At 34.8% G+C, this 25343-nt stretch carries 20 protein-coding genes; 8 read left to right on the forward strand and 12 right to left on the reverse strand.

The window, feature by feature from the left end:
- The first annotated feature begins 33 nt into the window (after positions 1-33).
- From NHF50_RS04800 to NHF50_RS04810, 3 genes are all read left to right on the forward strand, one after another.
- Positions 34-1173, forward strand: a complete 1140-nt coding sequence (locus NHF50_RS04800; RefSeq protein WP_109570602.1) for an acyl-CoA dehydrogenase — start codon at positions 34-36, stop codon at positions 1171-1173.
- 231 nt (positions 1174-1404) lie between these two features.
- The gene (gene gltB, locus NHF50_RS04805) at positions 1405-5886 is read left to right on the forward strand and encodes a glutamate synthase large subunit (protein ID WP_252775227.1); all 4482 of its coding nucleotides are present in this window, start codon (positions 1405-1407) and stop codon (positions 5884-5886) included.
- Between the two features lie 11 nt (positions 5887-5897).
- Positions 5898-7295, forward strand: a complete 1398-nt coding sequence (locus NHF50_RS04810) for a glutamate synthase subunit beta (RefSeq protein ID WP_252775228.1) — start codon at positions 5898-5900, stop codon at positions 7293-7295.
- A 385-nt stretch (positions 7296-7680) separates the two neighbouring features.
- Here NHF50_RS04810 and NHF50_RS04815 read toward each other — a convergent pair whose 3' ends face one another.
- Positions 7681-8913 carry an ABC transporter permease gene (locus NHF50_RS04815; RefSeq protein WP_252775229.1) on the reverse strand — a complete coding sequence of 411 codons (1233 nt, stop codon included), beginning with the start codon at positions 8911-8913 and terminating at the stop codon, positions 7681-7683.
- A gap of 6 nt (positions 8914-8919) precedes the next feature.
- Here NHF50_RS04815 and NHF50_RS04820 point away from each other — a divergent pair, with 6 nt between their 5' ends.
- The 3 genes from NHF50_RS04820 to NHF50_RS04830 all read left to right on the forward strand — a co-directional run bounded on the left by NHF50_RS04820 (position 8920) and on the right by NHF50_RS04830 (position 11984).
- The gene (locus NHF50_RS04820) at positions 8920-10146 is read left to right on the forward strand and encodes an exo-beta-N-acetylmuramidase NamZ domain-containing protein (protein ID WP_252775230.1); all 1227 of its coding nucleotides are present in this window, start codon (positions 8920-8922) and stop codon (positions 10144-10146) included.
- 42 nt (positions 10147-10188) lie between these two features.
- A complete protein-coding gene (locus NHF50_RS04825) occupies positions 10189-11133 on the forward strand; it encodes an AraC family transcriptional regulator (RefSeq protein ID WP_252775231.1) in 945 nt (314 codons plus the stop codon).
- 89 nt (positions 11134-11222) lie between these two features.
- Positions 11223-11984: an SDR family NAD(P)-dependent oxidoreductase gene (locus NHF50_RS04830; RefSeq protein WP_252775232.1), complete on the forward strand. Its 762-nt coding sequence runs from the start codon at positions 11223-11225 to the stop codon at positions 11982-11984.
- Between the two features lie 36 nt (positions 11985-12020).
- Here NHF50_RS04830 and NHF50_RS04835 read toward each other — a convergent pair whose 3' ends face one another.
- Positions 12021-12518, reverse strand: a complete 498-nt coding sequence (locus NHF50_RS04835) for a YkgJ family cysteine cluster protein (RefSeq protein ID WP_170108169.1) — start codon at positions 12516-12518, stop codon at positions 12021-12023.
- A 70-nt stretch (positions 12519-12588) separates the two neighbouring features.
- Between NHF50_RS04835 and NHF50_RS04840 the strand changes: the two genes are divergently transcribed.
- Positions 12589-13293 carry a bifunctional 2-polyprenyl-6-hydroxyphenol methylase/3-demethylubiquinol 3-O-methyltransferase UbiG gene (locus NHF50_RS04840; protein ID WP_109568597.1) on the forward strand — a complete coding sequence of 235 codons (705 nt, stop codon included), beginning with the start codon at positions 12589-12591 and terminating at the stop codon, positions 13291-13293.
- 64 nt (positions 13294-13357) lie between these two features.
- A complete protein-coding gene (locus NHF50_RS04845) occupies positions 13358-14248 on the forward strand; it encodes a T9SS-dependent choice-of-anchor J family protein (RefSeq protein ID WP_252775233.1) in 891 nt (296 codons plus the stop codon).
- Between the two features lie 55 nt (positions 14249-14303).
- On the opposite strand, the gene NHF50_RS04850 is transcribed toward NHF50_RS04845, so the two are convergent.
- From NHF50_RS04850 to NHF50_RS04895, 10 genes are all read right to left on the reverse strand, one after another.
- On the reverse strand, positions 14304-14705 hold the full coding sequence (locus NHF50_RS04850) for a DUF2059 domain-containing protein (protein ID WP_109568599.1): 402 nt from the start codon (positions 14703-14705) through the stop codon (positions 14304-14306).
- A 49-nt stretch (positions 14706-14754) separates the two neighbouring features.
- Positions 14755-15387 carry a 7-carboxy-7-deazaguanine synthase QueE gene (locus NHF50_RS04855; protein WP_109568600.1) on the reverse strand — a complete coding sequence of 211 codons (633 nt, stop codon included), beginning with the start codon at positions 15385-15387 and terminating at the stop codon, positions 14755-14757.
- Between the two features lie 56 nt (positions 15388-15443).
- Complete coding sequence (gene queA / locus NHF50_RS04860) at positions 15444-16493, reverse strand: tRNA preQ1(34) S-adenosylmethionine ribosyltransferase-isomerase QueA (protein ID WP_252775234.1); 1050 nt, start codon at positions 16491-16493, stop codon at positions 15444-15446.
- A 132-nt stretch (positions 16494-16625) separates the two neighbouring features.
- Positions 16626-17867 (reverse strand): 3-phosphoshikimate 1-carboxyvinyltransferase, encoded by a 1242-nt coding sequence (gene aroA / locus NHF50_RS04865; protein ID WP_252775235.1) that lies wholly within the window; start codon positions 17865-17867, stop codon positions 16626-16628.
- A 54-nt stretch (positions 17868-17921) separates the two neighbouring features.
- Complete coding sequence (locus tag NHF50_RS04870; RefSeq protein WP_109568602.1) at positions 17922-18248, reverse strand: nucleotide pyrophosphohydrolase; 327 nt, start codon at positions 18246-18248, stop codon at positions 17922-17924.
- Positions 18248-20167 carry a DUF3857 domain-containing protein gene (locus tag NHF50_RS04875; protein ID WP_252775236.1) on the reverse strand — a complete coding sequence of 640 codons (1920 nt, stop codon included), beginning with the start codon at positions 20165-20167 and terminating at the stop codon, positions 18248-18250. Before NHF50_RS04875 ends, NHF50_RS04870 begins: the two co-directional genes overlap by 1 nt.
- Positions 20164-22071, reverse strand: a complete 1908-nt coding sequence (locus tag NHF50_RS04880) for a transglutaminase family protein (RefSeq protein ID WP_252775237.1) — start codon at positions 22069-22071, stop codon at positions 20164-20166. The genes NHF50_RS04875 and NHF50_RS04880 overlap by 4 nt, the downstream gene beginning before the upstream one ends.
- An 8-nt stretch (positions 22072-22079) precedes the next feature.
- Positions 22080-22532, reverse strand: a complete 453-nt coding sequence (gene dtd / locus NHF50_RS04885; protein ID WP_252775238.1) for a D-aminoacyl-tRNA deacylase — start codon at positions 22530-22532, stop codon at positions 22080-22082.
- A gap of 30 nt (positions 22533-22562) precedes the next feature.
- Positions 22563-23516: a ribosome small subunit-dependent GTPase A gene (gene rsgA / locus NHF50_RS04890; protein ID WP_252775239.1), complete on the reverse strand. Its 954-nt coding sequence runs from the start codon at positions 23514-23516 to the stop codon at positions 22563-22565.
- Positions 23517-23587: 71 nt separating this feature from the next.
- Entirely contained in the window at positions 23588-25240 is a 1653-nt protein-coding gene (locus NHF50_RS04895; RefSeq protein WP_109568607.1) for a hypothetical protein, read from the reverse strand.
- Positions 25241-25343: the final 103 nt, after the last annotated feature.

Raw genomic sequence — 25343 nt, forward strand, 5'->3', positions numbered from 1 at the left:
TTACAAAATAATCAAACAACTTATTCAAATAATATGGATTTACAATTAACCGAAGAGCAATTGATGATTCAACAAGCTGCTCGTGATTTTGCTCAAACAGAACTTTTACCGGGAGTTATTGAACGTGACGAACATTCAATCTTTCCTCACGAACAAGTAAAGAAAATGGCAGAATTAGGATTCTTAGGTATGATGGTTGACCCTAAATATGGCGGTGCCGGATTAGATAGTGTTTCTTATGTCCTGGCAATGGAAGAGATCGCAAAAATAGACGCTTCTGCTGCTGTTATTATGTCTGTAAACAATTCATTGGTTTGTGCCGGGTTAGAAAAATATTGTAACGAAGAACAAAAGCAAAAATACTTAGTCCCTCTGGCTCAAGGTGATGTAATCGGAGCATTCTGTTTATCTGAACCTGAAGCAGGATCTGATGCTACATCTCAAAAGACAACTGCAAAAGACATGGGTGACTACTATTTGTTAAACGGTACTAAAAACTGGATCACAAATGGTGGCAATGCTTCAACTTATGTTGTAATTGCCCATACACATCCTGAAAAAGGACATAAAGGAATTAATGCTTTCATCGTTGAAAAAGGATGGGAAGGTTTTGAAATCGGACCGAAAGAAAATAAAATGGGAATTCGCGGTTCTGACACTCACTCTTTGATGTTTACTGACGTAAAAGTTCCGAAAGAGAATAGAATCGGTGAAGACGGTTTCGGATTCAATTTTGCTATGGGAGTATTGAATGGAGGTCGTATCGGTATTGCTTCTCAAGCTTTAGGTATTGCTTCAGGAGCTTATGAATTAGCCTTAAAATATGCTCAAGAAAGAAAATCTTTCGGAAAACCAATCATTCAACATCAAGCTATCGCTTTCAAATTAGCAGATATGGCTACACATATCACTGCTGCTAGAATGTTATGCTTCAAAGCTGCTTATGAAAAAGATTGCGGTCAGGATATTTCTTTATCAGGAGCTATGGCGAAATTATATGCTTCTACTACTGCAATGGATGTAACTACGGAAGCCGTTCAGATCCATGGCGGAAATGGTTATGTTCGTGAGTACCATGTAGAACGCATGATGCGTGATGCAAAAATCACTCAGATCTATGAAGGAACTTCTGAAATTCAGAAAATTGTAATTTCGAGAGGTATTGCAAAATAAATTAAAAAGAAATAACCCGTAAAAAGAGCGCAATTGCGCTCTTTTTTTATTTTACATTTTTTATACTATTTTTTTAACAACATTTTACTTTTAACAACACTTTGTTATTTTTTTACTAATTCTTCTCAGAACTTATCCTTATTTGCTGTTTTTTTCATACTTTAATAGTTCCGTTCAATATGAAAAACGGAATCTCATGAAACTTTTCATGAATGAAAAAAGCAAAAATGAATGAAAGATCAAGGTTTATATAGAAGTTCTTTTGAGCATGACTCCTGCGGGATAGGATTTATCGCTCAGGTAAAAGGTGATGCTAATCACCAACTGGTTGCCGATGGAATTACCATGCTGGAAAACATGGAACACAGAGGTGGTACAGGTATTGATTCTTGTTCGGGAGATGGCGCCGGAATTTTAACCCAAGTTCCTGACGAATTTTTCAGAAATGAATTGATAAAAATCGGTATAGAATTACCTAAAAAAGGACATTATGGCGTAGGCATGATTTTTTTTCCGAAAGATAAAAAACTGCGAGCCTTATGTCGTGAAACTATTAACTCCATTCTGGAAAACAGGGATTTTGATGTATTAGGTTACCGAAAAGTTCCCGTTAATAATCAATCCCTAGGAAATGCCCCTAAACAAACAGAACCGGCTATAGAGCAACTTTTTGTTTCTCACACCGAATATTCTAATGATTCACGTGAGTTTGAACGCCGTTTATATGTTCTAAGAAAAGAAATAACCAAGAGCATTCATTTAAAATTCAATCTGACGGACGAAAGTTTTTATATTGCCTCTTTTTCGTCAAAAACGATTGTATACAAAGGACAGCTAACCACTTTTCAGGTTAAAGAATATTTTTTGGATGTTACCAATCCGCTATACAAATCCAAAGTTATATTAATCCACTCTCGGTTTTCAACCAACACATTCCCGAAATGGCATTTGGCTCAACCCTTCCGCTTTTTAGCACATAATGGAGAGATCAATACTATTCAAGGAAATGTAAACTGGATGCAATCGTTCCAAAACCATATCGAGTCTTCTCATTTTTCGCCAAAAGACATTGCCACTTTAAATCCGGTAGTAAATCATAAAAATTCAGATTCTGCTAATCTGGACAACATGTTGGAATTACTGTATCAGGCCGGAAGAAGTATGCCGTATAGCATGATGATGTTAATTCCGGAAGCATGGCAGGAAGATAAGAATATGGACGAAGGCAAACGCAATTTTTACCAATATCACGCTTCATTGATTGAACCATGGGATGGTCCGGCTTCCTTGTGTTTTACCAATGGTGATTTTGTAGGTGCCACTTTAGACCGAAACGGTTTACGTCCGTCGCGATTTTGCTTTACCAAAGACGGACGAATTATTTTATCATCGGAAGCCGGTGCTTTACCTATTGAAGAAGAAAACATTGAACGCAAAGGTCGTTTAGAGCCCGGAAAAATATTCTTAATTGACTTAAACAAAGAGCGTTTTATTGAAGATGACGAAGTAAAAGCGGAAATTGTTAACCAAAAACCCTATAAAACCTGGATTTCTAATAATGAAATTAGTGTTGAACAACTTCCGAAACGAAATACGACATATACAATTGAAAAGCCGGAAGATTTATTTATAAAACAAAAAATGTTTGGTTTTAGCGAAGAAGATATTGATCGCCATTTAGTGGAAACAATCACTTCTGGTAAAGAACCTATTGGTTCTATGGGATTCGATTCGCCTTTGGCTATTCTTTCCGGCAAGCCACAACATTTAAGCAATTATTTCAAACAACATTTTGCGCAAGTCAGCAATCCGCCTATCGATCCGCTTCGCGAACGCATCATGATGTCTCTGAATACAAGTATTGGTCGTTCGTTCAATATTTTATCGACAACACCGGCACATTGTAAACAAATCACCTTTGAACATCCGGTGGCAACCAATGACCAACTGGAAGCTGTTCGACAAATTGACCATACCAACTTTAGAAGTAAACAGATAAACGCCATCTTTGAAGCCGATGGAAAACCGGGAAGATTGCGTGAAGCGCTTCGAAAAATTTGCAAAGAAGCAGACAAAGCCTTGTTAGATGAAGGAATTAATATTTTAATTATTTCCGATAGAAATTCAAATGACAAATGGGCTCCTATTCCATCCTTATTAGCTGTAGGAACCATTCATCATCATTTAACCCGTAAAAAATTACGTGTAAGAACCGGTATTGCTGTTGAAGCGGGTGATGTTTTAAATTCACATCACTTTGCCACTTTAATTGGTTACGGAGCCAATGTAGTGAATCCGTATATGGCTTTTGCTTCGATAGATGCGTATTGCGAAAAATATCAAAAAGAAGACAAAAAAGCCCATTACTATAAAAATTTCACCAAATCAATCAATGACGGATTATTAAAGATTTTCTCTAAAATGGGAATTTCAACGCTACAATCCTATCATGGTGCTCAAATATTTGAAGCTGTCGGCATTCATAATGAAGTCATTCAATATGCTTTTACAGGAACTGTTTCTCGTATTGAAGGTTTAAACTTTGATGATATTGCTAAAGAAATTTTACAAAAACATTACTATGCTTACGACTACACCGAACATTATTTAACGACAGGCGGTTTCTTCCAATGGAACAAAGAAGGTGAAAAACATTTACTTTCACCGGAAGTTATTCATCTATTACAACAATCAGCTTGGAAAAATGATTACCAGCAATATAAAAAGTTTGCAGAATTAGTCAATTCAAGTGAAAAGATCTCACTTCGCAATCTATTAAAATTCAGAAAACGAATTAGTATCCCTTTAGAAGAAGTCGAACCGGTAACTTCTATTTTAAAACGATTTTCTACCGGAGCGATGTCCTTTGGTTCATTATCCTGGGAAGCTCATACTTCCTTAGCCATTGCCATGAATAGAATTGGCGGAAAATCCAATTCAGGTGAAGGAGGTGAAGATCCCATTCGCTACGAAAAAACCGAAATGCGTTCGGCAGTTAAACAAGTAGCTTCCGGAAGATTCGGTGTTACAATTGAATATTTAACTGAAGCCAATGAGATACAAATTAAAGTTGCTCAAGGCGCAAAACCCGGTGAAGGAGGACAACTTCCGGGCTATAAAGTAGACGAATGGATCGGACGGGTTCGTCATGCTACACCCGGAGTAAGTCTGATTTCACCACCGCCACATCATGACATCTATTCTATTGAAGATCTGGCCCAACTAATCTATGATTTGAAATCCGCTAATCCTTCTGCCCGAATCAATGTAAAATTAGTTTCTAAAGCCGGAGTAGGAACTATTGCTGCCGGAGTAGTGAAAGCTAAAGCTGAAGCCATTATGATTTCAGGCTACGATGGCGGAACCGGAGCTTCTCCGATCAGCTCCATTCAACATGCGGGCTTACCTTGGGAATTAGGTCTGGCAGAGGCCAATCAAACTTTAGTTATGAATGGCTTGCGCGATCGGGTAGTTCTGCAAACCGACGGACAATTACGTACAGCAAAAGATATTGCTATTGCTACTTTATTAGGAGCAGAAGAATGGAGTATTTCTACAGCTGCATTAATCACACAAGGTTGTATCATGATGCGCAAATGCCATACAAATACTTGTCCTGTTGGTGTGGCTACTCAAAACAAAACATTACGCGAATTATTCAAAGGAAAACCGGAATACGTAATTAATTATTTTACTCATATTGCTATCGAACTTCGTGAAATCATGGCTTCACTGGGCTTTAGAACCATTAATGAAATGGTAGGTCAAGTAGATGTTTTAAAAGCAGATACCACTAACAACTCTATATGGAAAACCAAAACTCTCAATTTAGATTCTCTTTTATACAAAGCTTATAATACCTATAACATACCTAACCATGTTTTCAGTTGCCAGGCTTTTAATTTAGAGGGAAGTTTAAATCAACGAATTGTTGATGATATTTATCCTCGCTTTAAAGGAGAAAACTTTATCGAGAAAAATTATACTATTTTCAATTTAGACAGAAGTGTCGGAACTACTTTATCACATTACATGGTAAAATATGAAAAGGAAAATCTTGAAAAGTTACCCTTCATTAAATTAAACTTTATAGGATCGGCCGGGCAAAGTTTTGGTGCTTTTGCACATTCTAACCTGTTTTTGAATTTAATTGGACAAGCCAATGATTATTTTGGAAAAGGCCTTTCAGGAGGGCAGTTAGTTGCTAAAAAAGCAAAAGAAGCAACTTTCTCCTCGAGAGAGAATTCTATCGTTGGTAACGTAGCCCTTTATGGAGCTACTTCAGGAAATGTTTTCATTAACGGAAGAGCAGGAGAACGTTTTGCCGTTAGGAATTCAGGTGCTGATGTTGTTGTTGAAGGTGTAGGAGCACATGGTTGCGAATATATGACCGGTGGAAAAGTACTTATATTAGGAACCATTGGAAAAAATTTCGGGGCAGGAATGAGTGGCGGTATTGCCTATTTGTTCAAAACACAAAAGAATTTAGAAGCTATGATAAACTTCGAAATGCTTGAAATCGACGAAATATCTTCAAATGAATATGAATTCCTCTTTGATAAAATTCAGGAACACATTAAATTAACTAATAGTACTTTAGGAAAAGAAATTATAACGGACTGGAATGTTTCCAAGCATTATTTCCTCAAATTGATTCCGGGCGAATACAAAAAAATCATCAAATCAACTGAGGCTAAAGTAGCAGAATACTAATAAAAACTGAAATGGACGGATTTTTAAAATATAAAAGAGAATTACCTGAAAAACAAAAAGTAGCTGAAAGAATAAAGCATTTTTCAGAATTCACATTGCCTTTTGACACACAAAAAGAACAGGAACAATCTGCCCGCTGTATGGATTGTGGAGTTCCTTTTTGTCATTACAAATGTCCTTTAGATAATAACATTTCCGACTTTAACAAAGCTGCTTTTGAAGGTCGTTGGAAAGATGCCTACCAAATATTATCAAAAACCAATCCTTTTCCTGAGTTTACCGGAAGAATTTGTCCGGCACCTTGTGAGCAAGGCTGTGTTTTGGGAATCAATAGTGACGCTGTTACTATTGAAGAAATTGAAAAAACGATTATCGAAAAAGCATTTGAAAACAACTGGATTACTATTGAAAAACCTAAAGAACGAAACGGAATCAAAATTGCTATCATTGGCTCTGGTCCTGCTGGTTTGGCAGCTGCCTATTATTTAAACTCTTATGGGTATACCGTCTCTGTTTATGAAAAAGACAAAGAGCCGGGTGGTTTATTACGCTACGGGATTCCCGACTTTAAACTAAATAAATCTGTTATCAAAAGAAGAATTGAACTCTTAAAAGAAGTGGGAATTCAATTTTATACTCAAACTGAAATAGGTAAAAATATCTCTTCGGAAGAATTAGAACAAAAATATGATAAAATCATCTTAGCAATCGGATCTCAAAAAGAGCGTCAATACGATATCCCTCTTGACACATTTACTAATGCTTATTATGCAATGGATTATCTGACAGAAACTAATAAATTTATCTCAGACGAAATTAGCAAAAAAAAGATCAATGCTAACGGCAAACATGTTATAGTAATAGGTGGCGGTGATACAGGTTCTGATTGCATCGGAACAGCTAATCGTGAAGGTGCCTTATCGGTAACTGAACTAGATTATCATGAAAAACCTCCTAAAGAGCGCTCTGAAAGCACACCTTGGCCTATGGATGCTCTACAATATAAAGACTCAACCTCTCATGAAGAAGGCAGTCAGCGTATCTTTAAAAACTACGCTACACAGTTTAATACTGATGAAACCAACACCATCATATCTATCACAATTAGTGAAGTAAAGATTGGAATAGATCAAAACGGCAACAGAACCAAAGAAATCATTTCCAACACTAGCCGCACACTACCCTGTGATTTACTATTAGTAGCGATAGGTTTTACGGGTTCAGTTGCTATTTCAGGGAGTTCTGTAACTTGGCATAAACAACGATTCAACAGCCAAAACTACAACACCTCAAATCCTAAATATTTCACTATCGGTGATGCCAGAATCGGTGCTTCCTTAGTCGTAAATGCTATTGCTGACGGCAGAAACCTCGCCAAATACATTCATACAAACGATTTTAATCAATAAAAAGATTAATTAGATTCTCCTTTTCATTTCCTTTTCTTTTTTTAAAAGAGATACCCTATTATGTGTAAACTCCATTTCTCAAAAATAGGGTAAAAAAAAAGAGGATCATATTTTATATGATCCTCTTAAAGAAAGGCGGCGACATACTCTCCCACAGGATTGCAGTACCATCTGCGTATTTAAAAACATATCTCGGCTGATTTGCGGGTGCAAAAGTAGTAGCTTTTTCCATTCTCGCAAACTTTTTTATGCCTTTTTTTCAAAGTTTTTTTTACTACCACTGAAATACAATAACTTACAAAAAAAACTTTTTTTAACCCTTGTTAATCTATAACAAAAAGGAAGTGCTAAATAAGAAATATCTCTAACCAATTAAAATGTGAGCTTAATCGAATTTTATAGCTTTTACAGGAGAAATTTTTGTTATCATATAAGAAGGAATCAACAAAACCAGCAAACAAATGACTATTGTCCCTAAATTTAACAAGCCTATATAAAGAAAATTTATATCAACCGGAGCAACCCGAACATAATAACTTTCGGGATTAAGGCTAATTATTTTAAAATATTTCTGCAACATTAAAAGTGTTAGGGCTATTGCATTACCCCAAAGCAATCCTTTTATAATAAGATGAGCCGCATTGTATAAAAATATTTTCCGAATACTCCAATTGGTCGCTCCCAATGCTTTTAATATCCCGATCATTTGTGTTCGTTCTAAAATAAGCACTAATAATGCTACCATCATATTAATAGTTGCAACCGTAATCATCACAATGAGAATTACTATAGTATTAAAGTCAAAAAGTTTTAGCCACTCAAACATACTATAATATTTTTCAGCTATAGTTTCACTATCATAATTTGACGGAATGGCTTTGTATATTTCTTTTCCTTTTTGTTCAATCTGGTCGAAATCATCTATAAAAACTTCGAAAGCTCCTACTTCATCTGATCCCCATTTATTAATTTTCTGAACGTGTTTTATATCCCCTATAATATAATTGGCATCAAATTCCTGAAACCCTGAATTAAAAATCCCTACAATTTTAAAACTTCGCAGATTATATCCTTTACCTCCTTCTTTTATAAAATAGGTTCGGCATATATCATTTAATTTTAAATTCAATCTATTGGCCAAATATTGAGAAATCACAATATCATCAGTAAACTTAGCTGTTATCTTAGGTAAAGTTCCCTGTACCAGATATTCTTTTACAGCGCTCCAATCATAATCTTCTCCTACACCTTTAAAGACAATCCCCTCAACAGTCTCTTCTGTTCTTATTAAACCGGTTTTATTAGCAACTGCCTGGATATGCTTTATCCCGGAAACTGAATTGAAATGGGGATAAAAATCCTGTTTCGTAGAAATCGGAACAATATTTGCCTGAGATTGATTATTATCAAAATTAGAAATAATGACATGTCCGTTAAAAGCCGATACTTTTTCCCGAATCTTTTTTTGCAGGCCTATACTGGTCGCTACTGCAACTATCATCATGATAATGCCTAATGCAATAGCCGCTATCGCAATTTTTATAATTGGAGAAGAAACGTTACTTTTATATGCTTTATCCTTAACTAAGCGTTTTGCTATAAAATATTCTAAATTCAACTTGATATGATTCCGAAATTAATGTTCAAAAATACATTTTTATTTTTTGGTTTACTAATTGTTTCTTGTGGTAAGAATAATGCTCAGGTCAACCCGACTATAAATGATACTATAATTGCAACAGAAGCAACTGAGATTATTACCGACGGACTTGTTTTAGGTTCTGAAAATTTTTCTTACTTACCTATTATAAAGGGGAAAAAAATAGCAGTTGTAGCTAATGCAACCAGTACTGTCCCTTTTAGAAGAATACATTTGGTCGATTATCTGCTTCAACGAAATTTTAACATCAAACGAATATTTGCTCCCGAACATGGTTTCAGAGGTACCGCCGATGCCGGAGAAGTTGTAAAAGACGGAAAAGACATAAAAACCGGATTGCCTATTATTTCTTTATATGGGAGTAACAAAAAACCTAAACCGGAGCAACTTGACGGAATTGAAGTTGTGATCTTTGACATACAGGATGTAGGAGCTCGTTTTTACACTTATATTTCTACATTACATTATGTAATGGAGGCTTGTGCCGAACAAAACATTCCTTTACTGGTTCTTGACAGACCCAACCCTAACGGATCTATAGTAGACGGTCCAATATTAGAACCTGAATATACAAGTTTTGTGGGAATGCACAAAATTCCGGTTTTACACGGAATGACCATAGGTGAATACGCTAAAATGATTAACGGTGAAAAGTGGTTGAAAAACGGCATTCACTGTGACTTAACTGTTATCCCTTGTAAAAATTACAAAAGAACCATGTCTTACAGTTTGCCTGTAAAGCCTTCTCCTAACTTACCCAATGATCAATCTATCAACTTATATGCCAGCTTATGTTTCTTTGAAGGAACTAATGTGAGTGTTGGTCGTGGTACTGATATCCAGTTTCAAATTTATGGTTCTCCTTATTTACCTAAAACTGATTTTACTTTTACACCAAAACCTAATGAAGGCGCAAAAGATCCTTTATATAATGGTAAAGTTTGTTATGGTGAAGATTTAACCGCTATTGAAAAAGTAACACAATTAGAATTAAAATGGTTATTAAAAGCATACCATCAAACTACTGATAAGACTAAATTCTTCAATTCCTTTTTTACCAAACTGGCAGGAACCCCTAAATTACAGCAACAAATCGAAGCAGGATTAACTGAAAAACAAATCAGAGATTCTTGGCAACCAGGCTTGGAAAACTTTAAGAATATCCGAAAAAAATATTTGATCTATTCATAAAAAGATAAAACCTGTATTTTTCACCATTAAGACCTTTTAGAAATGAAAAATATTACACGCACATCTCTGGAACAATTTTACAAGGAAGCTGTAGAGTTTACAGGTAAAGAACTGCATGAGATCCTGCCACAGGATATATCTAAAGAAATCGGTCATTTTAATATTTTCGATATTTTTGAAACGCTTAAAGATGTACAGCAACAGAAAGTAATGCCTTATAATCGCAGAACTTATTATAAAATAAGTCTGATCAGAGGTAAAAACAAAGCTGAATATGCTGACAAGGTGATCAACATACAAGAAAATGCTCTTTTATTTGCTACCCCAAAAATCCCTTATCACTGGATTCCTCAAGATGCAGAACAATCAGGTATGTTTTGTGTTTTTACTGAAGAGTTTATGATTAAAAATAAAAGCGGAGTCGTTTTAGATGACTTACCGCTTTTTCAGTCAGGAGGGATTCCTGTTTTTGAAATTACAGATGAAATCGCAGATGAAATCGCAATTATATTTCAAAAGATGAAACAAGAAATAGCTTCTGATTACACCTTTAAATATGATTTACTACGCAATTACCTTCTTGAATTAATTCATTACGGGCAAAAATTACAACCTACCAGCTCTTTAACTGTTACCCAAAATGCTTCTGAAAGGGTAATTTCGTTATTCATTGAACTTTTAGAACGGCAATTTCCTATTGAATCCACAAGTCAGAAATTAACTTTACGAACCGCTAAAGACTTTGCCGAAAGGTTAGCTGTTCATGTTAATCACTTAAATAAGGTGTTAAAAGAAAATATCGGAAAAACAACTACTGATATTATTAGCGGTCGACTAATTCAAGAAGCAAAAATACTGCTTAAGCAGACGAATTGGAATGTTTCTGAGATTGCTTATTGTCTAGGCTTTGAGGAAACAGCGCATTTTTCCAATTTCTTCAAAAAACATACTGAAATGACTCCTTTAACTTTTCGGTCACAGACTTAATATTTGATTTTTGCAACAAACTGTTTGAAACACGCAAACCTGTCCTTTCATCGTTATCATAATTTTGTATTAACAAAAAAAACAAAAATATGAAAACACAAAAAATCGCATTAGTTACAGGCGGAAGCCGTGGTTTAGGTCGTAATATGGCTATTAATCTGGCTAAAAACGGAATTGATGTTATTATCACCTATAATAGTAACCAAACTGAAGCCGGAAAAGTTGTTGCAGAAATCCAGGCTATCGGACAAAAAGCCATTGCTTTCCCGTTAAATGTGGAAAAAACAGAAATGTTTGATTCCTTTATTCAAAAAATAACTCAACATCTACAAGAAAGTACCGGAAGCCCTAATTTTGATTTTCTAATCAATAATGCCGGAACTGCTCTTTATGCTCCGTTTTCAGAAACTACAGAAGAACAACTGGATGCAATGTTTAACATTCACTATAAAGGGGTATTCTTTTTAACCCAGAAAGCACTTCCTTATATAAATAAAGGAGGTCGGATCATCACTATTTCTTCAGGTCTTGCCAGATTTTCATTTTCCGGATCTTCCGCTTACGGTTCAATGAAAGGTGCTATTGAGGTTTTAACCCGATATCTTGCCAAAGAGTTAGGACCAAAAGGAATTAGTGCTAATGTTGTGGCACCAGGTGCTATTGCAACTGATTTCGGTGGCGGAAGGATTCGCGATAACAAAGAGATCAATGATCAAATTGCAAGTATCACAGCATTGGGACGCGTTGGCCTTCCGGATGATATCGGTGGAATAGTTGCCTTTTTATGCAGTGAAGAAGCGCACTGGATAAACGGACAGCGTATTGAAGCATCGGGTGGAATGATGCTTTAAAAACAGAAACGGCTTGAGAAATCAAGCCGTTTTTGTTTACATCGGTAATTTCTTTTTCATTTCTTCCACTATATTATAAGCTGCAGGGCAAATGGCAACATTTTTTAATGTCAGGTTTGCTATCTGATAAAACTTTTTTCTGTCGGTATGCGGAAATTCTCTACAGGCTTTCGGGCGCACGTCATAAATAAAGCATTTATTATCATGATCTAAAAAAGTACATGGTAATGATTGCAATACATAATCATTATCTTCATCTATCCGAAGGTACTGTTCAATGAATTGTTGCGGTTTCAATTTCAAGAATTTTGCTATTCGCTCAATATCAGCCGCAGTAAACAAAGGTCCTGTTGTTTTGCAACAATTTGCACACTCTAAACAATCCGTCCGTTTGAATTCAGCTTCATGTAGATCTTGCATCACATAATCTAAATTCTTAGGTGGTTTCTTTTTTAGCTTGTCAAAATACTTTTTGCTTTCGTTATGCTTATCTTTGGCAAGTTTCGGCAATATATCGATTTGCGGATGTGTCAATTTAGTTTACTTTTTAAGAATACAAAATTACTCATTTCGTACTAACAAATAAAAACATTACTTATATACAATGAAAGATCTATTCGGAAAAGCCATTTTGGATTATCAAACTCAGAACGAGCCTGAAGATTTAATCACAGAAACCTCAATAAGTGAAGCTGACGAAATGAGCGTGGCTTATCTTTTCAGAAATTATGATGAAATGCCCCGAATAGAACAAAAAGCATTGCAAATGGCAAATGGCAGAATACTCGATGTAGGCTGTGGTGCCGGAAGTCATAGCTTGTATTTACAAAACGAACGAAAACTTGATGTAACATCAATTGACATTTCTCCCAATGCTATTAAAGCTTGCCAATTGCGCGGATTGAAAAAAGCCAAAGTTCAGGATGTAATGACATTAGAAAACGAAAAATTCGACACCATCCTTTTACTTATGAATGGTGCGGGAATGTGCGGAAAATTAAAGAACATTTCAAAGTTCCTTCAAAAACTGAAATCGCTTTTGAATAAAGGAGGCCAAATTTTAGTTGACTCATCAGACATTATCTATATGTTTGACGAAGATGAGGACGGAGGAAAATGGATACCCACTGATGTGGATTATTATGGCGAAGTCATTTTTGATATCCAATATAAGGGAGAAAAAGAAGACTCTTTTAACTGGATGTATATTGACTATAACACATTACAAAATGCTGTTCACGCAAATGGATCGCAATGCGAACTGGTTTTAGAAGGCGAACATTATGATTATTTAGCCAAGATACACTAAAACAACATTTTAAATTATTTTTTTTCATATATTTATAACATTGTCTAATTATAAATCAAATTTTATGAAAAAAATTCTACTCCTTTCTTTATTATTAACAAGCGGGTTAACCGCTCTTAATGCCCAAACGAATCTAATATCTGAAGGTTTTGACGATATTACCACATTAAGCGGGTGGACACAAACTAATCAGAGTTCAACAACCGGTACGAATCCAAACTGGTTTCAGGGAAACAATATAGGCAATAGCGGTCCTTTTGATTCTTATTCAGGAGCAGCGGACTCTTATGTTGCCTGTAACTATAACAGTGTTGGCACTGGCGATATCAGTAATTGGCTAATCACGCCTACATTGTCATTACAAAATGGCGATATTATTTCTTTTTATACCAGAACAGTGAGTTCTCCTGCTTATCCCGACAGGTTACAAATACTTTTAAGTACTACCGGAAACAGCACAACCATCCCGTCCGGGGGACCAACTGATGTAGGAAGTTTTACCACTACTCTTATTGATATCAACCCTTCCTTAACGACAAGTGGTTATCCGAGTACCTGGACCTTATATACTGCTACTATTAGCGGATTGAGCAGTGCAACTGATTGCAAAATTGCGTTTAGATATTATGTAACTGACGGCGGACCAAGCGGAACTAATTCAGATTATATCGGTGTAGATTCTTTTTCTGTAGACCGTCCACTTTCTACTGAAAACTTTTTCACTCAGAATTTTAAAGTCTACCCTAACCCAGCAACAAATTTCATTCAACTTGAAAGTAGCTCATCTTCAATCGAAAAGTTTGAGCTTATAGATATTAATGGACGAATTGTTTCAAGTCAGAATACAAATGCTATGGCTATCCATATCGATATTACCGACTTACAATCCGGTATGTATCTGCTAAATGTATATACCGAATCCGAAAAAAGTCAAACAAAGATTCTCAAATATTAGTAAAATAAAAAAAGCCCCGTAGTACGGGGCTTTTATAACTTAAAAAATCAGCAGATTATTGCATATATTTCATCATTAATCCCTGTAATTCCATTCCCCATTCCTGACCGGCAGCCATATTCTTTTTATATAATTCGCCTGCTTTTTCAGCCATTTTCTTTCCAACAGGAGTTTCATAAAATTTCAACATTGCTTTAATGTCATCGTGGGTATATGTTTCCATATATACTTTTGCCATTTTTTCGTATAATGATGGTAAAGTAGCATCAAAATCTTTAGAGAATGCTTCTTTATTAGCTTCAGGAATACTAGCCATGATTTGCTCTTTTGCGGCAGCCATTGGTCCTGCAGCTCCTGATTTTTCAATTACTTTTAACACATCTGCTTTAAAACCATCTTGAGCAAATGTCACTGCCCCAGACAATACTAAGAAAGCAACTAAAATAACTTTTTTCATTTTTTATGATTTATAATTTATACAAATATAGAAAACACGTAGAATTTCACTATGGAATATTCAAATATTTATGAGTTTGTAAAGAAATTCTCCATTTCGGATGCTGCATTACGTAATCTATAATAAGCGGAGTCATTTCTTCTTTTCGGCTCCATTCCGGCTGTAAGAACAAAATAGCATTCGGATTTACTTTTGCGGCTTGTTCTTCAGCAAATTGAAAATCATGTTTATTGTGTACGATCATTTTTAATTCATGCGCACATTCATAGGCTTGCTGAACGGGCAACTTTGTTTTTTTGGGTGACAAACAAAACCAATCCCATTCTCCCGTAACCGGATAAGCACCGGAAGTTTCAATATGTACTCGTAATCCTTCTGCTTTTAACTTTGCTGTTAAAACGGACATATCCCAAGTCAAAGGTTCTCCTCCTGTTACGACTACCGTTTCCGCAAGTTCTTTAGCATTCTTCACAATATCATCCGTTGTTGTGGGCGGATGCAGATCTGCATTCCAGCTTTCTTTAACATCACACCAATGACAACCTACGTCACAGCCACCTATCCTTATGAAATAGGCCGCTCTTCCGGTATGAAATCCTTCTCCCTGAATGGTATAGAACTCTTCCATTAAGGGAAGCATTTCTCCTTTATCTACTGCTAACTGAATTTCTTTACTGAGCATTTTTATTTTTTTAACTTAAGAGGATAAAAAATCCCAACTTATGTCGGGACTCTTTATTATATGATTAGCATTGCATCTCCGTAAGAATAGAAACGGTATTTTTCTTTAATCGCTTCTTCGTATGCTTTTTTCATCAAATCATGTCCGCAAAAAGCTGAGATCATCATTAACAAAGTAGATTTTGGTGTATGGAAATTGGTTACCATACAATCTGCTATACTAAAATCGTAAGGAGGATAGATAAATTTATTGGTCCATCCTACATAAGGATTTAATGTTTTCATTGATGAAACAGAGCTTTCCATAGCACGCATAGAAGTTGTTCCGATACAACAAACTTTCTTTTTTGCTGCTTTTGCTGAATTTACAACATCACAGGCTACTTGTGAAATGAACATCTCTTCAGAGTCCATTTTGTGTTTTGACAAGTCTTCCACTTCAACCGGATTAAAAGTTCCTAAGCCGACATGTAGTGTAATTTCAGCAAAATTAATTCCTTTGATCTCTAAACGTTTCATTAGATGTTTAGAAAAATGCAACCCGGCAGTCGGTGCTGCTACAGCTCCTTCTTCTTTTGCATAAATTGTCTGGTAACGATCCGCATCTTCCGGAGTAACATCTCTGTTAATATATTTAGGAATCGGAGTTTCTCCCAGATCAATTAGTTTTTGGCGGAATTCTTCATAAGAACCGTCATATAAAAAACGTAAGGTTCTACCTCTTGACGTTGTATTATCGATAACTTCTGCTACAAGAGAATCGTCATCCCCGAAATATAATTTATTCCCAATTCTAATTTTACGAGCCGGATCTACTAAAACATCCCACAAACGTTGTTCTGCATTTAGCTCTCTCAACAAAAATACTTCTATACGAGCTCCTGTTTTTTCTTTGTTTCCATATAAACGAGCCGGAAATACTTTTGTATTGTTTAAAACCATAACATCACCATCATCAAAATAATCAATGATATCTTTGAACATTTTATGTTCAATTTCCCCTGTTTTTCTGTGTACAACCATCAAACGGGACTCATCTCTGTTCTCTGACGGGAATTCAGCTAATAATTCAGCTGGTAAATTAAAATTAAAATTAGATAATTTCATGCTTAAATTTTAGAAATTAGAAAATTAGAATTCAGCTTATTAGGCTAAAATCCAAAACGGTTGCAAATATACTACTGCAAAGTAGGGGTTGTCAAGTAAATTAAGATTTATTTTTGAAAAACAGCTTAATTGTTATATTCTATCCATTTGAAACCCTACAGCTTTCAAATCGCTCCAAAAGTCGGGATAGGATTTGCTTACCACTTCTGCTTCTTCAATGATAAGCGGAACCTTAAGTGCTAAAGGCGCAAAAGCCATAGCCATTCTATGATCCTGATAAGTCTTTATAGCTATATTTTTATTAATCTCCGTTGTTGTTTTTAAATGTAACGATTCATTTGTAACGGATATCTCCGCTCCTAATTTACTTAGCTCAGCATTTAACGCCTCCAAACGATCCGTTTCTTTAATTTTCAAGGTATGCAATCCATACAAATCACAAGCTACTCCTAAACCGAAACAAGTAACGGCTATGGTTTGGGCAATGTCCGGACAATTATTAAGTTGATAACTAACCTTTGCTTGTTGATCGTTTTTTACTTTTTCAAGTACGATCGAGTGATTTTCACTGAAAACAGTTTGCACTCCAAAATCTTCATAGATCTGAGCCAAAGCTGAATCTCCTTGTAAACTGTTCTTCTTGTAACTGGACAAGGTAATCCGGGTTCCGATCTCTGACAATGCCACTATAGAATACCAGTAAGAGGCTGAACTCCAATCGGATTCTACGGTTAGTCGGGATGCTTTGACAAGCTCAGCATGACCAACCGAAATTGTATTGTTTTTAAAAGAAGTTTTTACACCGATCTCGTCTAAAAGAGCCAAAGTCATTTTAATATAGGGAATCGAAGTAATCTCTCCTTCTAAAGTCAGCTCAAGTCCATTTTCTAATTTAGATGCAATAAGTAGCAATGCAGAAATATACTGACTGCTTACATTTGCCGGAAGTGCAACTTGTGATTCGCTCAATTTTCTTCCTTTTATTTTAATTGGCGGATAGCCTTCCTTTTCTTCGTATGAGATTTCGGCGCCTAATTGTCGTAAAGCTTCGACCAGAATTTTAATCGGGCGTTCTTTCATTCGGGAAGAGCCGGTCAATAGTACTTCTTTTCCATCTTGGACTGCAAAAAAAGCTGTTAAAAAACGCATGGCAGTTCCTGCGTGGTGGACATCAACAGTTCTCTCTTTTTCAGACAATCCTTTTAAAGCTTTTTGCATTACTTCTGAATCATCTGAATTGGAAACATTATCAATAGTCAAGTGCGGATACGACGCTTGCAGCAATAACAAACGATTCGTTTCGGATTTAGAACCCGTTATTCTGACTTCTGACTTTTGATTATTGACCTTTGCCTTTTCTAAATGTAAATTCATTGTTCTTTTATGAGATTCCTACGGAATAACAAACTAATAGGTTTAAACTGAAAACTATTTCAGTTTTTCGTTATTGTGATGACGATCGTGATCGCGTTTGGTTTTTACATCCATTTTTTTATCAAAAGCCGCTTGTAAATCTACTCCGGTTTGATTAGCTAAACACAATACCACAAAAACAACATCTGCCAGTTCTTCTCCTAAATCTTTATTTTTATCACTTTCTTTTTCGCTTTGCTCTCCATAACGACGAGCAATGATACGGGCTACTTCTCCTACTTCTTCTGTTAATTGAGCCATATTGGTCAATTCATTAAAATAGCGTACACCATGTTCTTTGATCCAATTATCAACTTCTTGCTGTGCGTTTTTTATATCCATTATATTTTTTGTTTTAAAACTATTTTCTCATCGGTCTTTTTTAACAATTCATCAAAAAATGTTTTCAAAGACTGGTAATTATGTACCGGAACAATAGAAGACCTGAATTCTAATGTTGATACCATTTGGATACTATTGGGGGTTGGGTTTGCTATTTGATAGGTAAATAAAATTTCTCCCCCTTCAGTCACATAACTTACGGCCTCCGGCAAATATTCTATTTCAAATCCTTCCGGTAACTTAATCACTATATTATAATTTTCCTTAAATGGGTAATTGACCTCTATCGGAAATTTTCTTTCACTATCCTTAAATGGGTTTTCATCCATTTTCAGGAACATCATAGGTGATAAATACATTTTATTTCCTATTTGATCTACGAGGTTTGAACTTTCTAATTCAAAATTAACAATTACATTCTTTGGTTTGTCATCATTAACTTCAAATTCAGATATTTCGATATTATCATACTCATTTTCGGTATTTTTCCGAACTACATCTTCAGCTTTATCCGCAAATCTTTCGGCAAAAACAAATGCTTCATAATTTGTTAATTGTTCTCTGTATTTTCCTTTTATGGTTCCTTCTTCGTCCATCTCTACCATGAGGGTACTCGCCTGAATTGACCTCATATTACTTTCTAAAACGATATCTTCCATCGTTCCGTTTGCTCTTATGAGTCTTCCGAACCAGTTAATTGCTTTGATCGGGATGATGTTTTGTTCCGTGTTTTTATTGGTAGCATCCAGTAGAATCACCTCATCTCCCTTTTGAACTCCTGCAATGACATAGTTAAAAGCAAATCTACTGGGAAATAATGCAATTCCGTTACTTCTGGTACTTAAAAGTACCGGATTAGCATCAAATCCTGCATACTGAAGCATGGCTACTAACATTAAATTAATATCTGCTACATTTCCTATTTTTTCTTTATATGCTTTTTTGACTCCGTTGTCTACAAGGTATCCGTTCTTTTCATTCCAGTTCATTCTATTTTGAACAAACTTAAATATTGCTTCTAATTTTTCATCTTCACTCAAGCCTTTTATTATGGCTTCTAAATCTTCTTCAAAATATCTTTTCTGTTTGATCTCTTTTCCGAACCTGATTTCATCGTAAATAGTTTTTACAACAGACTTCCAGGTTGTTGCCACTTCTTTCGGTGCCTGATTCGGGTAACTGATTCTGGCCAACTCAAAACTGATCTTTGACGTATAATTATCAATATTTCTAACGAATTTTTCTTCTTTTATTGCCGGAATATTTTTTCCTGTATATGTATGCTTTAGCTTATTAAAATCTGTCGACCTAACCGTCTTTTCTTCTAATGCAATATTTTCATATCCTGTCATTAACGTTCTGTAACTAAAGAACTCCGGAATGTAAACCATATACTCTACAAAATCGACCGGAATATCATATTGAAAATACCAATCATCAAAATTGCTTATATAAGGTGAGGTGATCTTATAACTATATTCTATGATTGAGCCTACTTTAACATCCGGAAAAGCCAACTTTTTTTTACTCCATCTATCGTTAATCTCTTCTTTAAATTCACTATCTGACCTAACTTTAGTCTTTACAACTTTGCCATCTACTAAATTATAAGTGTTAGCTTCCGTGATATTTATCCTTTCACTGTTATGTCCTGAAAAATAAAGAATTTCCTGATTAGCAAAGTCCAGACCTTCTTTTTTATAAATTTTTATCTTAACCTCTACTTTTGTTACTATTTCCCAATTTCCTTCCCGATATAGGATAAACTCTGTCAATCCTTTTTTAAACATATAAGATGCCGATGCGGTAGAATCTGTAAGGTGATTTTTCCGGCTTAATTCTTCAACGGTAACTTCTCCTAGCTCGTAATCCTGAGAATAGCCCATTAATCCGATTAGAATGAATAGATATTTTATCATTTTTTATTAATTAGAATCTTTATGTTGTCTCCTTTTATAATCTTTCCTATAAATTTTTGGTATTCATCAAACCGATCATTTTGATACATCCCTTTCTTAAGGGTCAGTTTTCTGATATAACTTACTGTATTTTCAGACTTTAACTGAAAGCTTAAATCGTATTCTCCGAACTCAGAATGAATACTGATCTCTGATGGCAATTCACTTATTGTATAACCTTCAGGTAAAAGAATATCGATACGGTCTTCTTCATAGTAACCTCTTTCTATCTCAAATGGTAATAAGCGGTCGGGATCCTTTCGGGAGTTTTTCTGCATTCTGTTAAATGCATTATAGTGAAATATCAAATCGTTACCGTATTTTTCGACATAATTCACAGACTCCATAGCTATCTCTTCTTTAAAAAGAACGGCCTCCTTATCATTTATCAGATTTAATGATTGAATATTCAGGTTTTTAAGATAGCTATACGTATTTAAGTAATGGTCTTTTTTATCTCTTTCAGGAGCAGTATAAAGCTCTCTATACACTAAATAATCTAACCCCGAAGATTCTATGGTGATCTTTGAAGTCATAGTTCCGCTTTCTGTTATTTTATAAGACCCGGTAGTTATCTGCCTGTTTGTTTCGGCTTCGTATGTTTTAGTTCTTACAATCTTTGATTTGTCCTTATCAACAATCAAAACTTTTCTGTCATCTGTAAAATTTCCTTGAAAGCCAAACGGAATATCCTGACTTGTACATTCCAGCCATATTATATTCTCTTTGTCTGGTATTCCGAGAATCACATGGTTTCCTTGAACAGACACAAAGTCTTCAACTAAATCTCTTTTCGCCCGATCGCCGTAAACAATCGTATAATATGACGGAATATCAAATGCTTTTAATAAACTTCTAGTATAATTTGTCAATGCTTTACAATCACCATATCCTAATTTATCAACCTCAGCAGCTTTCATCGGTTTCCAGCCTCCTATTCCTAATTGAATACTTACATAACGAGTGTTATTCTGGACATAGTTGTAAATGATCTTCGCTTTCTTTAAATTGTCTTTTTCGTCTTTAATCAGATTTGCAATTTTCTGAATTGTCTCTTCCGGAATTTCTTCCGTATCTGCCAATAAATAGGTATACATCCAATTCCCGAATTCTTCCCAGCTTTTAGCCGTTCCTTTTATTCCTTCCAGTTCAAATTCTTCCAAACCAATCATCACTTTGGGAAAAACTTTATACATGCTTGGTGCATATCGCTCTTTCTGAACTGCGTTAACACTATCCAAACTAAATCTCAACAGCTCTTGTTCGTCTTCTACTTTTATTGAATGATCTGTTATTTTGGTTTCAGGATCTAATATTTTGTAGTTCAGATTCAATTCTTTGTTGTATTTTATTTCAAACTCAGAATGTATTAAACTCATGTTATAATCACTTATTGGCATCCACGAAGGTAAGAAAGCGGTATTATCGGAAACTATTTCACTTTTATAAACTATTGTAAAAGGATATTCCGTGGGTACATAGTCAAAATAAAGCACCCTGTTATCCGTTATTACAGATCCTTGACTCACTGAATTCTCTTCAAAATCTTTTTTACGGATTTTTTTTATTTCTTTACCCAAAGCATTAAAAACGGTAATTTCAACATCTCTGACAACTGTTGACTTACTAAAGAACTCGTAAGTATCCAAGCAATTTAGTCCTTGTTTATTAAATACTGTAATGACTCTGTACTTATTTAATTTAAACTTATTATAATCTGTAATTTCCAGATTGAGTTTGTAGTCTTTGATTACTGCATTTGCTTTTTCATATACATCTTTAGGGTAAAATGCTATAAAACTTTCTTGAGAAAATGCTATTGCTGAGTAGCATAAAAAAAGTAGTAATCTTAAATATTTTTTCATGGTTAAATTTACTCTCTGTTTTTACTATCCATTAAAATAGTGACCGGACCGTCATTCACTAAAGCAACTTTCATATCAGCACCGAAACGACCGGTTTGTACTTCCTTGCCCAATTCTTTCGTCACCTTTGCTACAAATTCTTCATACATCGGGATCGCAAAATCCGGTTTGGCTGCTTTACTATAACTCGGGCGATTCCCCTTTTTTGTTAATGCATGCAAAGTAAACTGGCTCACAATGATAAGATCACCTTCAGCATCTTTAACGGAATTATTCATCACTCCGTTTTCATCTGCAAATATCCTTAAGTTCACTATTTTTGACGCCAGCCAGTCTATGTCTTCCTGATTATCCGAATCCTCTATTCCTACCAGAACCAGTAAGCCTTTATTGATCTTGGCTACTTGCTCCCCTTCTATTGTTACAGATGCTTCTAAGGTTCTTTGAATGACTACTCTCATTTTTTATTCAGAACGTTTGCGTTTGTATTATTATTTTTCATTCCCATAAATATCATTGCGATATGTTTCATCATCTCCTTCTAATATTTGTAAATAGCTTTGGTAACGAGACCATGCAATTTCGTCTTTTTCTAAAGCTTCTTTCACCGCGCATTTAGGTTCTTCTTTATGCAGGCAATTGTTGAACTTACAATGTTCTTTTAAGGCAAAGAACTCCGGAAAATAATCTCCTATTTCTTCCGGTTCCATATCTACCATTCCAAAACCGCGAATTCCGGGTGTATCAATAATTTTAGCTCCGAAACTCAAATCATACATTTCAGCAAATGTTGTGGTATGCTGCCCTTGTTGGTGTTGTTCTGATATTTCAGCCGTTTTTAAGTTCAACTCAGGTTCTATTGCATTAACTAATGTAGATTTCCCCACACCTGAGTGTCCTGAAAACATAGACACCCTTCCTTTCATTAATTCCTTTAATTCTGTTATTCCTTTTCCTTCTCTTGCTGAAACTCGCAAACATTGGTATCCGATATCTGAATAAACAGCCTGCAAATAAAGTTGTTCCTCTAACGCTGTTTCATCCAGCGTATCAATCTTATTAAAAACAAGGACCGTTTCAATTCCGTAAGCTTCGGCAGCTACTAGAAAACGATCTATAAAACTGGTTGTAGTTACAGGATTGTTTATGGTAACCAGTAAAAAAGCAATATCAATATTTGATGCTATGATGTGAGTCTGTTTGGAAAGATTAACCGATTTACGGATAATGTAATTTTTTCGGTCATGGATATGATGAATCACTCCGGAAACTTCATCTGCTGAAGTATCCGCATCAAAATCTACCCTGTCTCCTACCGCAATAGGATTGGTACTTTTAATACCTTTAATTCTGAATTTCCCTTTTATACGGCAATTATACGTCTCTCCCTCTTCGGTTTTTACTACATACCAACTACCAGTAGATTTATACACGGTTCCTGTCATGAAACAAATATACTATTGAATTTTGAATTTATAAAAAAGGAGAAGTTTATAATTACTTCTCCTTTTTACTTTTAGTCTTCAAGAATCATTCTTCCTAACTTATCTTTTTTCTTTCTGGATGAGTAAACAATGAATTCTTTAGCTGATTTTCTGTAATACACTCCTGGTCTTAAAACTAATTCGTTTTTAATTACTTCTTCAGGATCTTTACGGGAAATATTTCCGTTGTCATCAAAAACAAATAGAGCCGGAACAGCTTTGTTATAATTTCCTAATGATTTAATCTCTTCAATATCTGTAATACCTTTGTTTTTTACATTATCATTGATCAAAACATTCAGAACACCATTTTTATAAATAGGAATTGCTCCTAAATATTCCGGACCTTTACCCATTTGTGCAATCGGGATCTGAATAGAGCCCCCAACTGTAAACGAACCACTAGAACTACTAACTCCTAATCCTATTGACATTACACTAACAGAAGCTTGTTGTTCTTTCGGTATTACATTACTCCAGTCAAGAGAACCATCCGGCTTTAAAGATGTTACGATAATCTCATTTTTAGTATATGTTATAGGAGTAAGTGCCAAAGGTCCTATTCCTGAAGATCTTCCAACCACTACTAACTGGTATTCAGAAAGAACAATTAAGCCACCATCGTTTTTCTCTATTATCGTAGTAATATTGTATAATGGTTTTACATCTTTTCCTTTCTTTGCTCTTCGCTCTCCGATCAATTTTACTTTAGTTTCATAATCAAACTCATTAAATTTCACACTTTCTACTTGATTTGTAGCCAGGTTGATCGTTCCGTTATAAACTCCTTTCAACTCTTTATTTGCCTTTCCGTTATCTCTAACGCTTGAATAAAAACCAACAACTTTTAATGTATTTTTATTGGTAGATAGTAAAGAACAGTTTATAATTTCTTTGTCTTTAATATCTATTTTCACTACTTCTTTAGCATAGTTATCCTGTGCCTTAAAAGTATGTATTTCAAATTTTTCTATTTGCTCTTTCTTTTTTGAATCTCTGTAACTCTCATTAATTACTAAAAAGGCATCATTTTGAAAATTCACTTCAAAATCAGAAATAGTAAACTCATAATCTTTTTTAGAGTCATCAAAGTTTACTTTTTCTACATTAGAGAAAAGCATTTTTAAATTTTCATCAAAGAGCTTAACGTCATATTTTATTGCATCTTCTTTAGGGAATTCTGAAGTGTGCATAATTAACAAGGTACTGTCATCCGGAGATAATTTAAAATAAAAATCTCCCCTTTTTGATTTTTTTGCAACTTCTGCATCAAATAAAACAGTTGAATTTTTATCTAATATCCCTTTTTCAGAAACTTGTGTCGCTGTTAAATTAAAGATCTTCTCTTTTCTATTGTAAACACTTCCAATAACATATAACTTCCCATTTAACATGAAGATCTCTTCAAAATCTACATCTTTATCAGACATTGTAGGAATAACAATCTCATTAGAAGAAAGGATTTTCATCGATGCCGAATCAAAGGTTTTAATAAAGAATTGATCTTTTCCTTTAATAGCTAATGCGTAAATTTTATTGGCTGTTTCACCAACAATCTTAACAATTTTTTTCCCGTCATCCGGTAATTCTTCACCGTACGTAAGGTTAATTTTGTCAATTTTATTTTGACCTATCGCAGGAACAGTCAAAATAAGCAGCAGTAAAAACTGGTAGATTTTTCTCATCTTATAAATTTTTAAGCCGCGATATTACAAAAAAATGGATATATTTAACAAATTATTAAGAGCGTTTTTTTCATCGTTTTTCATTGAAAATCATTTATTACGA

This window comes from Flavobacterium sp. NRK F10, from assembly GCF_024054235.1.
In the GTDB taxonomy this organism is placed as follows: domain Bacteria; phylum Bacteroidota; class Bacteroidia; order Flavobacteriales; family Flavobacteriaceae; genus Flavobacterium; species Flavobacterium sediminis.

Excerpts from the sequence above, each read along its gene's own strand:
- NHF50_RS04845 (WP_252775233.1), top strand. The coding sequence starts at position 13,358 with ATGAAAAAAATTCTACTCCTTTCTTTATTATTAACAAGCGGGTTAACC.
- NHF50_RS04880 (WP_252775237.1), bottom strand. The coding sequence starts at position 22,071 with ATGAAAAAATATTTAAGATTACTACTTTTTTTATGCTACTCAGCAATA.
- dtd (WP_252775238.1), bottom strand. The coding sequence starts at position 22,532 with ATGAGAGTAGTCATTCAAAGAACCTTAGAAGCATCTGTAACAATAGAA.
- NHF50_RS04820 (WP_252775230.1), top strand. The coding sequence starts at position 8,920 with ATGATTCCGAAATTAATGTTCAAAAATACATTTTTATTTTTTGGTTTA.
- queA (WP_252775234.1), bottom strand. The coding sequence starts at position 16,493 with ATGAAATTATCTAATTTTAATTTTAATTTACCAGCTGAATTATTAGCT.
- NHF50_RS04850 (WP_109568599.1), bottom strand. The coding sequence starts at position 14,705 with ATGAAAAAAGTTATTTTAGTTGCTTTCTTAGTATTGTCTGGGGCAGTG.
- NHF50_RS04800 (WP_109570602.1), top strand. The coding sequence starts at position 34 with ATGGATTTACAATTAACCGAAGAGCAATTGATGATTCAACAAGCTGCT.
- NHF50_RS04875 (WP_252775236.1), bottom strand. The coding sequence starts at position 20,167 with ATGATAAAATATCTATTCATTCTAATCGGATTAATGGGCTATTCTCAG.
- NHF50_RS04830 (WP_252775232.1), top strand. The coding sequence starts at position 11,223 with ATGAAAACACAAAAAATCGCATTAGTTACAGGCGGAAGCCGTGGTTTA.
- NHF50_RS04825 (WP_252775231.1), top strand. The coding sequence starts at position 10,189 with ATGAAAAATATTACACGCACATCTCTGGAACAATTTTACAAGGAAGCT.
- NHF50_RS04855 (WP_109568600.1), bottom strand. The coding sequence starts at position 15,387 with ATGCTCAGTAAAGAAATTCAGTTAGCAGTAGATAAAGGAGAAATGCTT.
- rsgA (WP_252775239.1), bottom strand. The coding sequence starts at position 23,516 with ATGACAGGAACCGTGTATAAATCTACTGGTAGTTGGTATGTAGTAAAA.
- gltB (WP_252775227.1), top strand. The coding sequence starts at position 1,405 with ATGAAAGATCAAGGTTTATATAGAAGTTCTTTTGAGCATGACTCCTGC.
- aroA (WP_252775235.1), bottom strand. The coding sequence starts at position 17,867 with ATGAATTTACATTTAGAAAAGGCAAAGGTCAATAATCAAAAGTCAGAA.
- NHF50_RS04870 (WP_109568602.1), bottom strand. The coding sequence starts at position 18,248 with ATGGATATAAAAAACGCACAGCAAGAAGTTGATAATTGGATCAAAGAA.
- NHF50_RS04895 (WP_109568607.1), bottom strand. The coding sequence starts at position 25,240 with ATGAGAAAAATCTACCAGTTTTTACTGCTGCTTATTTTGACTGTTCCT.
- NHF50_RS04840 (WP_109568597.1), top strand. The coding sequence starts at position 12,589 with ATGAAAGATCTATTCGGAAAAGCCATTTTGGATTATCAAACTCAGAAC.
- NHF50_RS04810 (WP_252775228.1), top strand. The coding sequence starts at position 5,898 with ATGGACGGATTTTTAAAATATAAAAGAGAATTACCTGAAAAACAAAAA.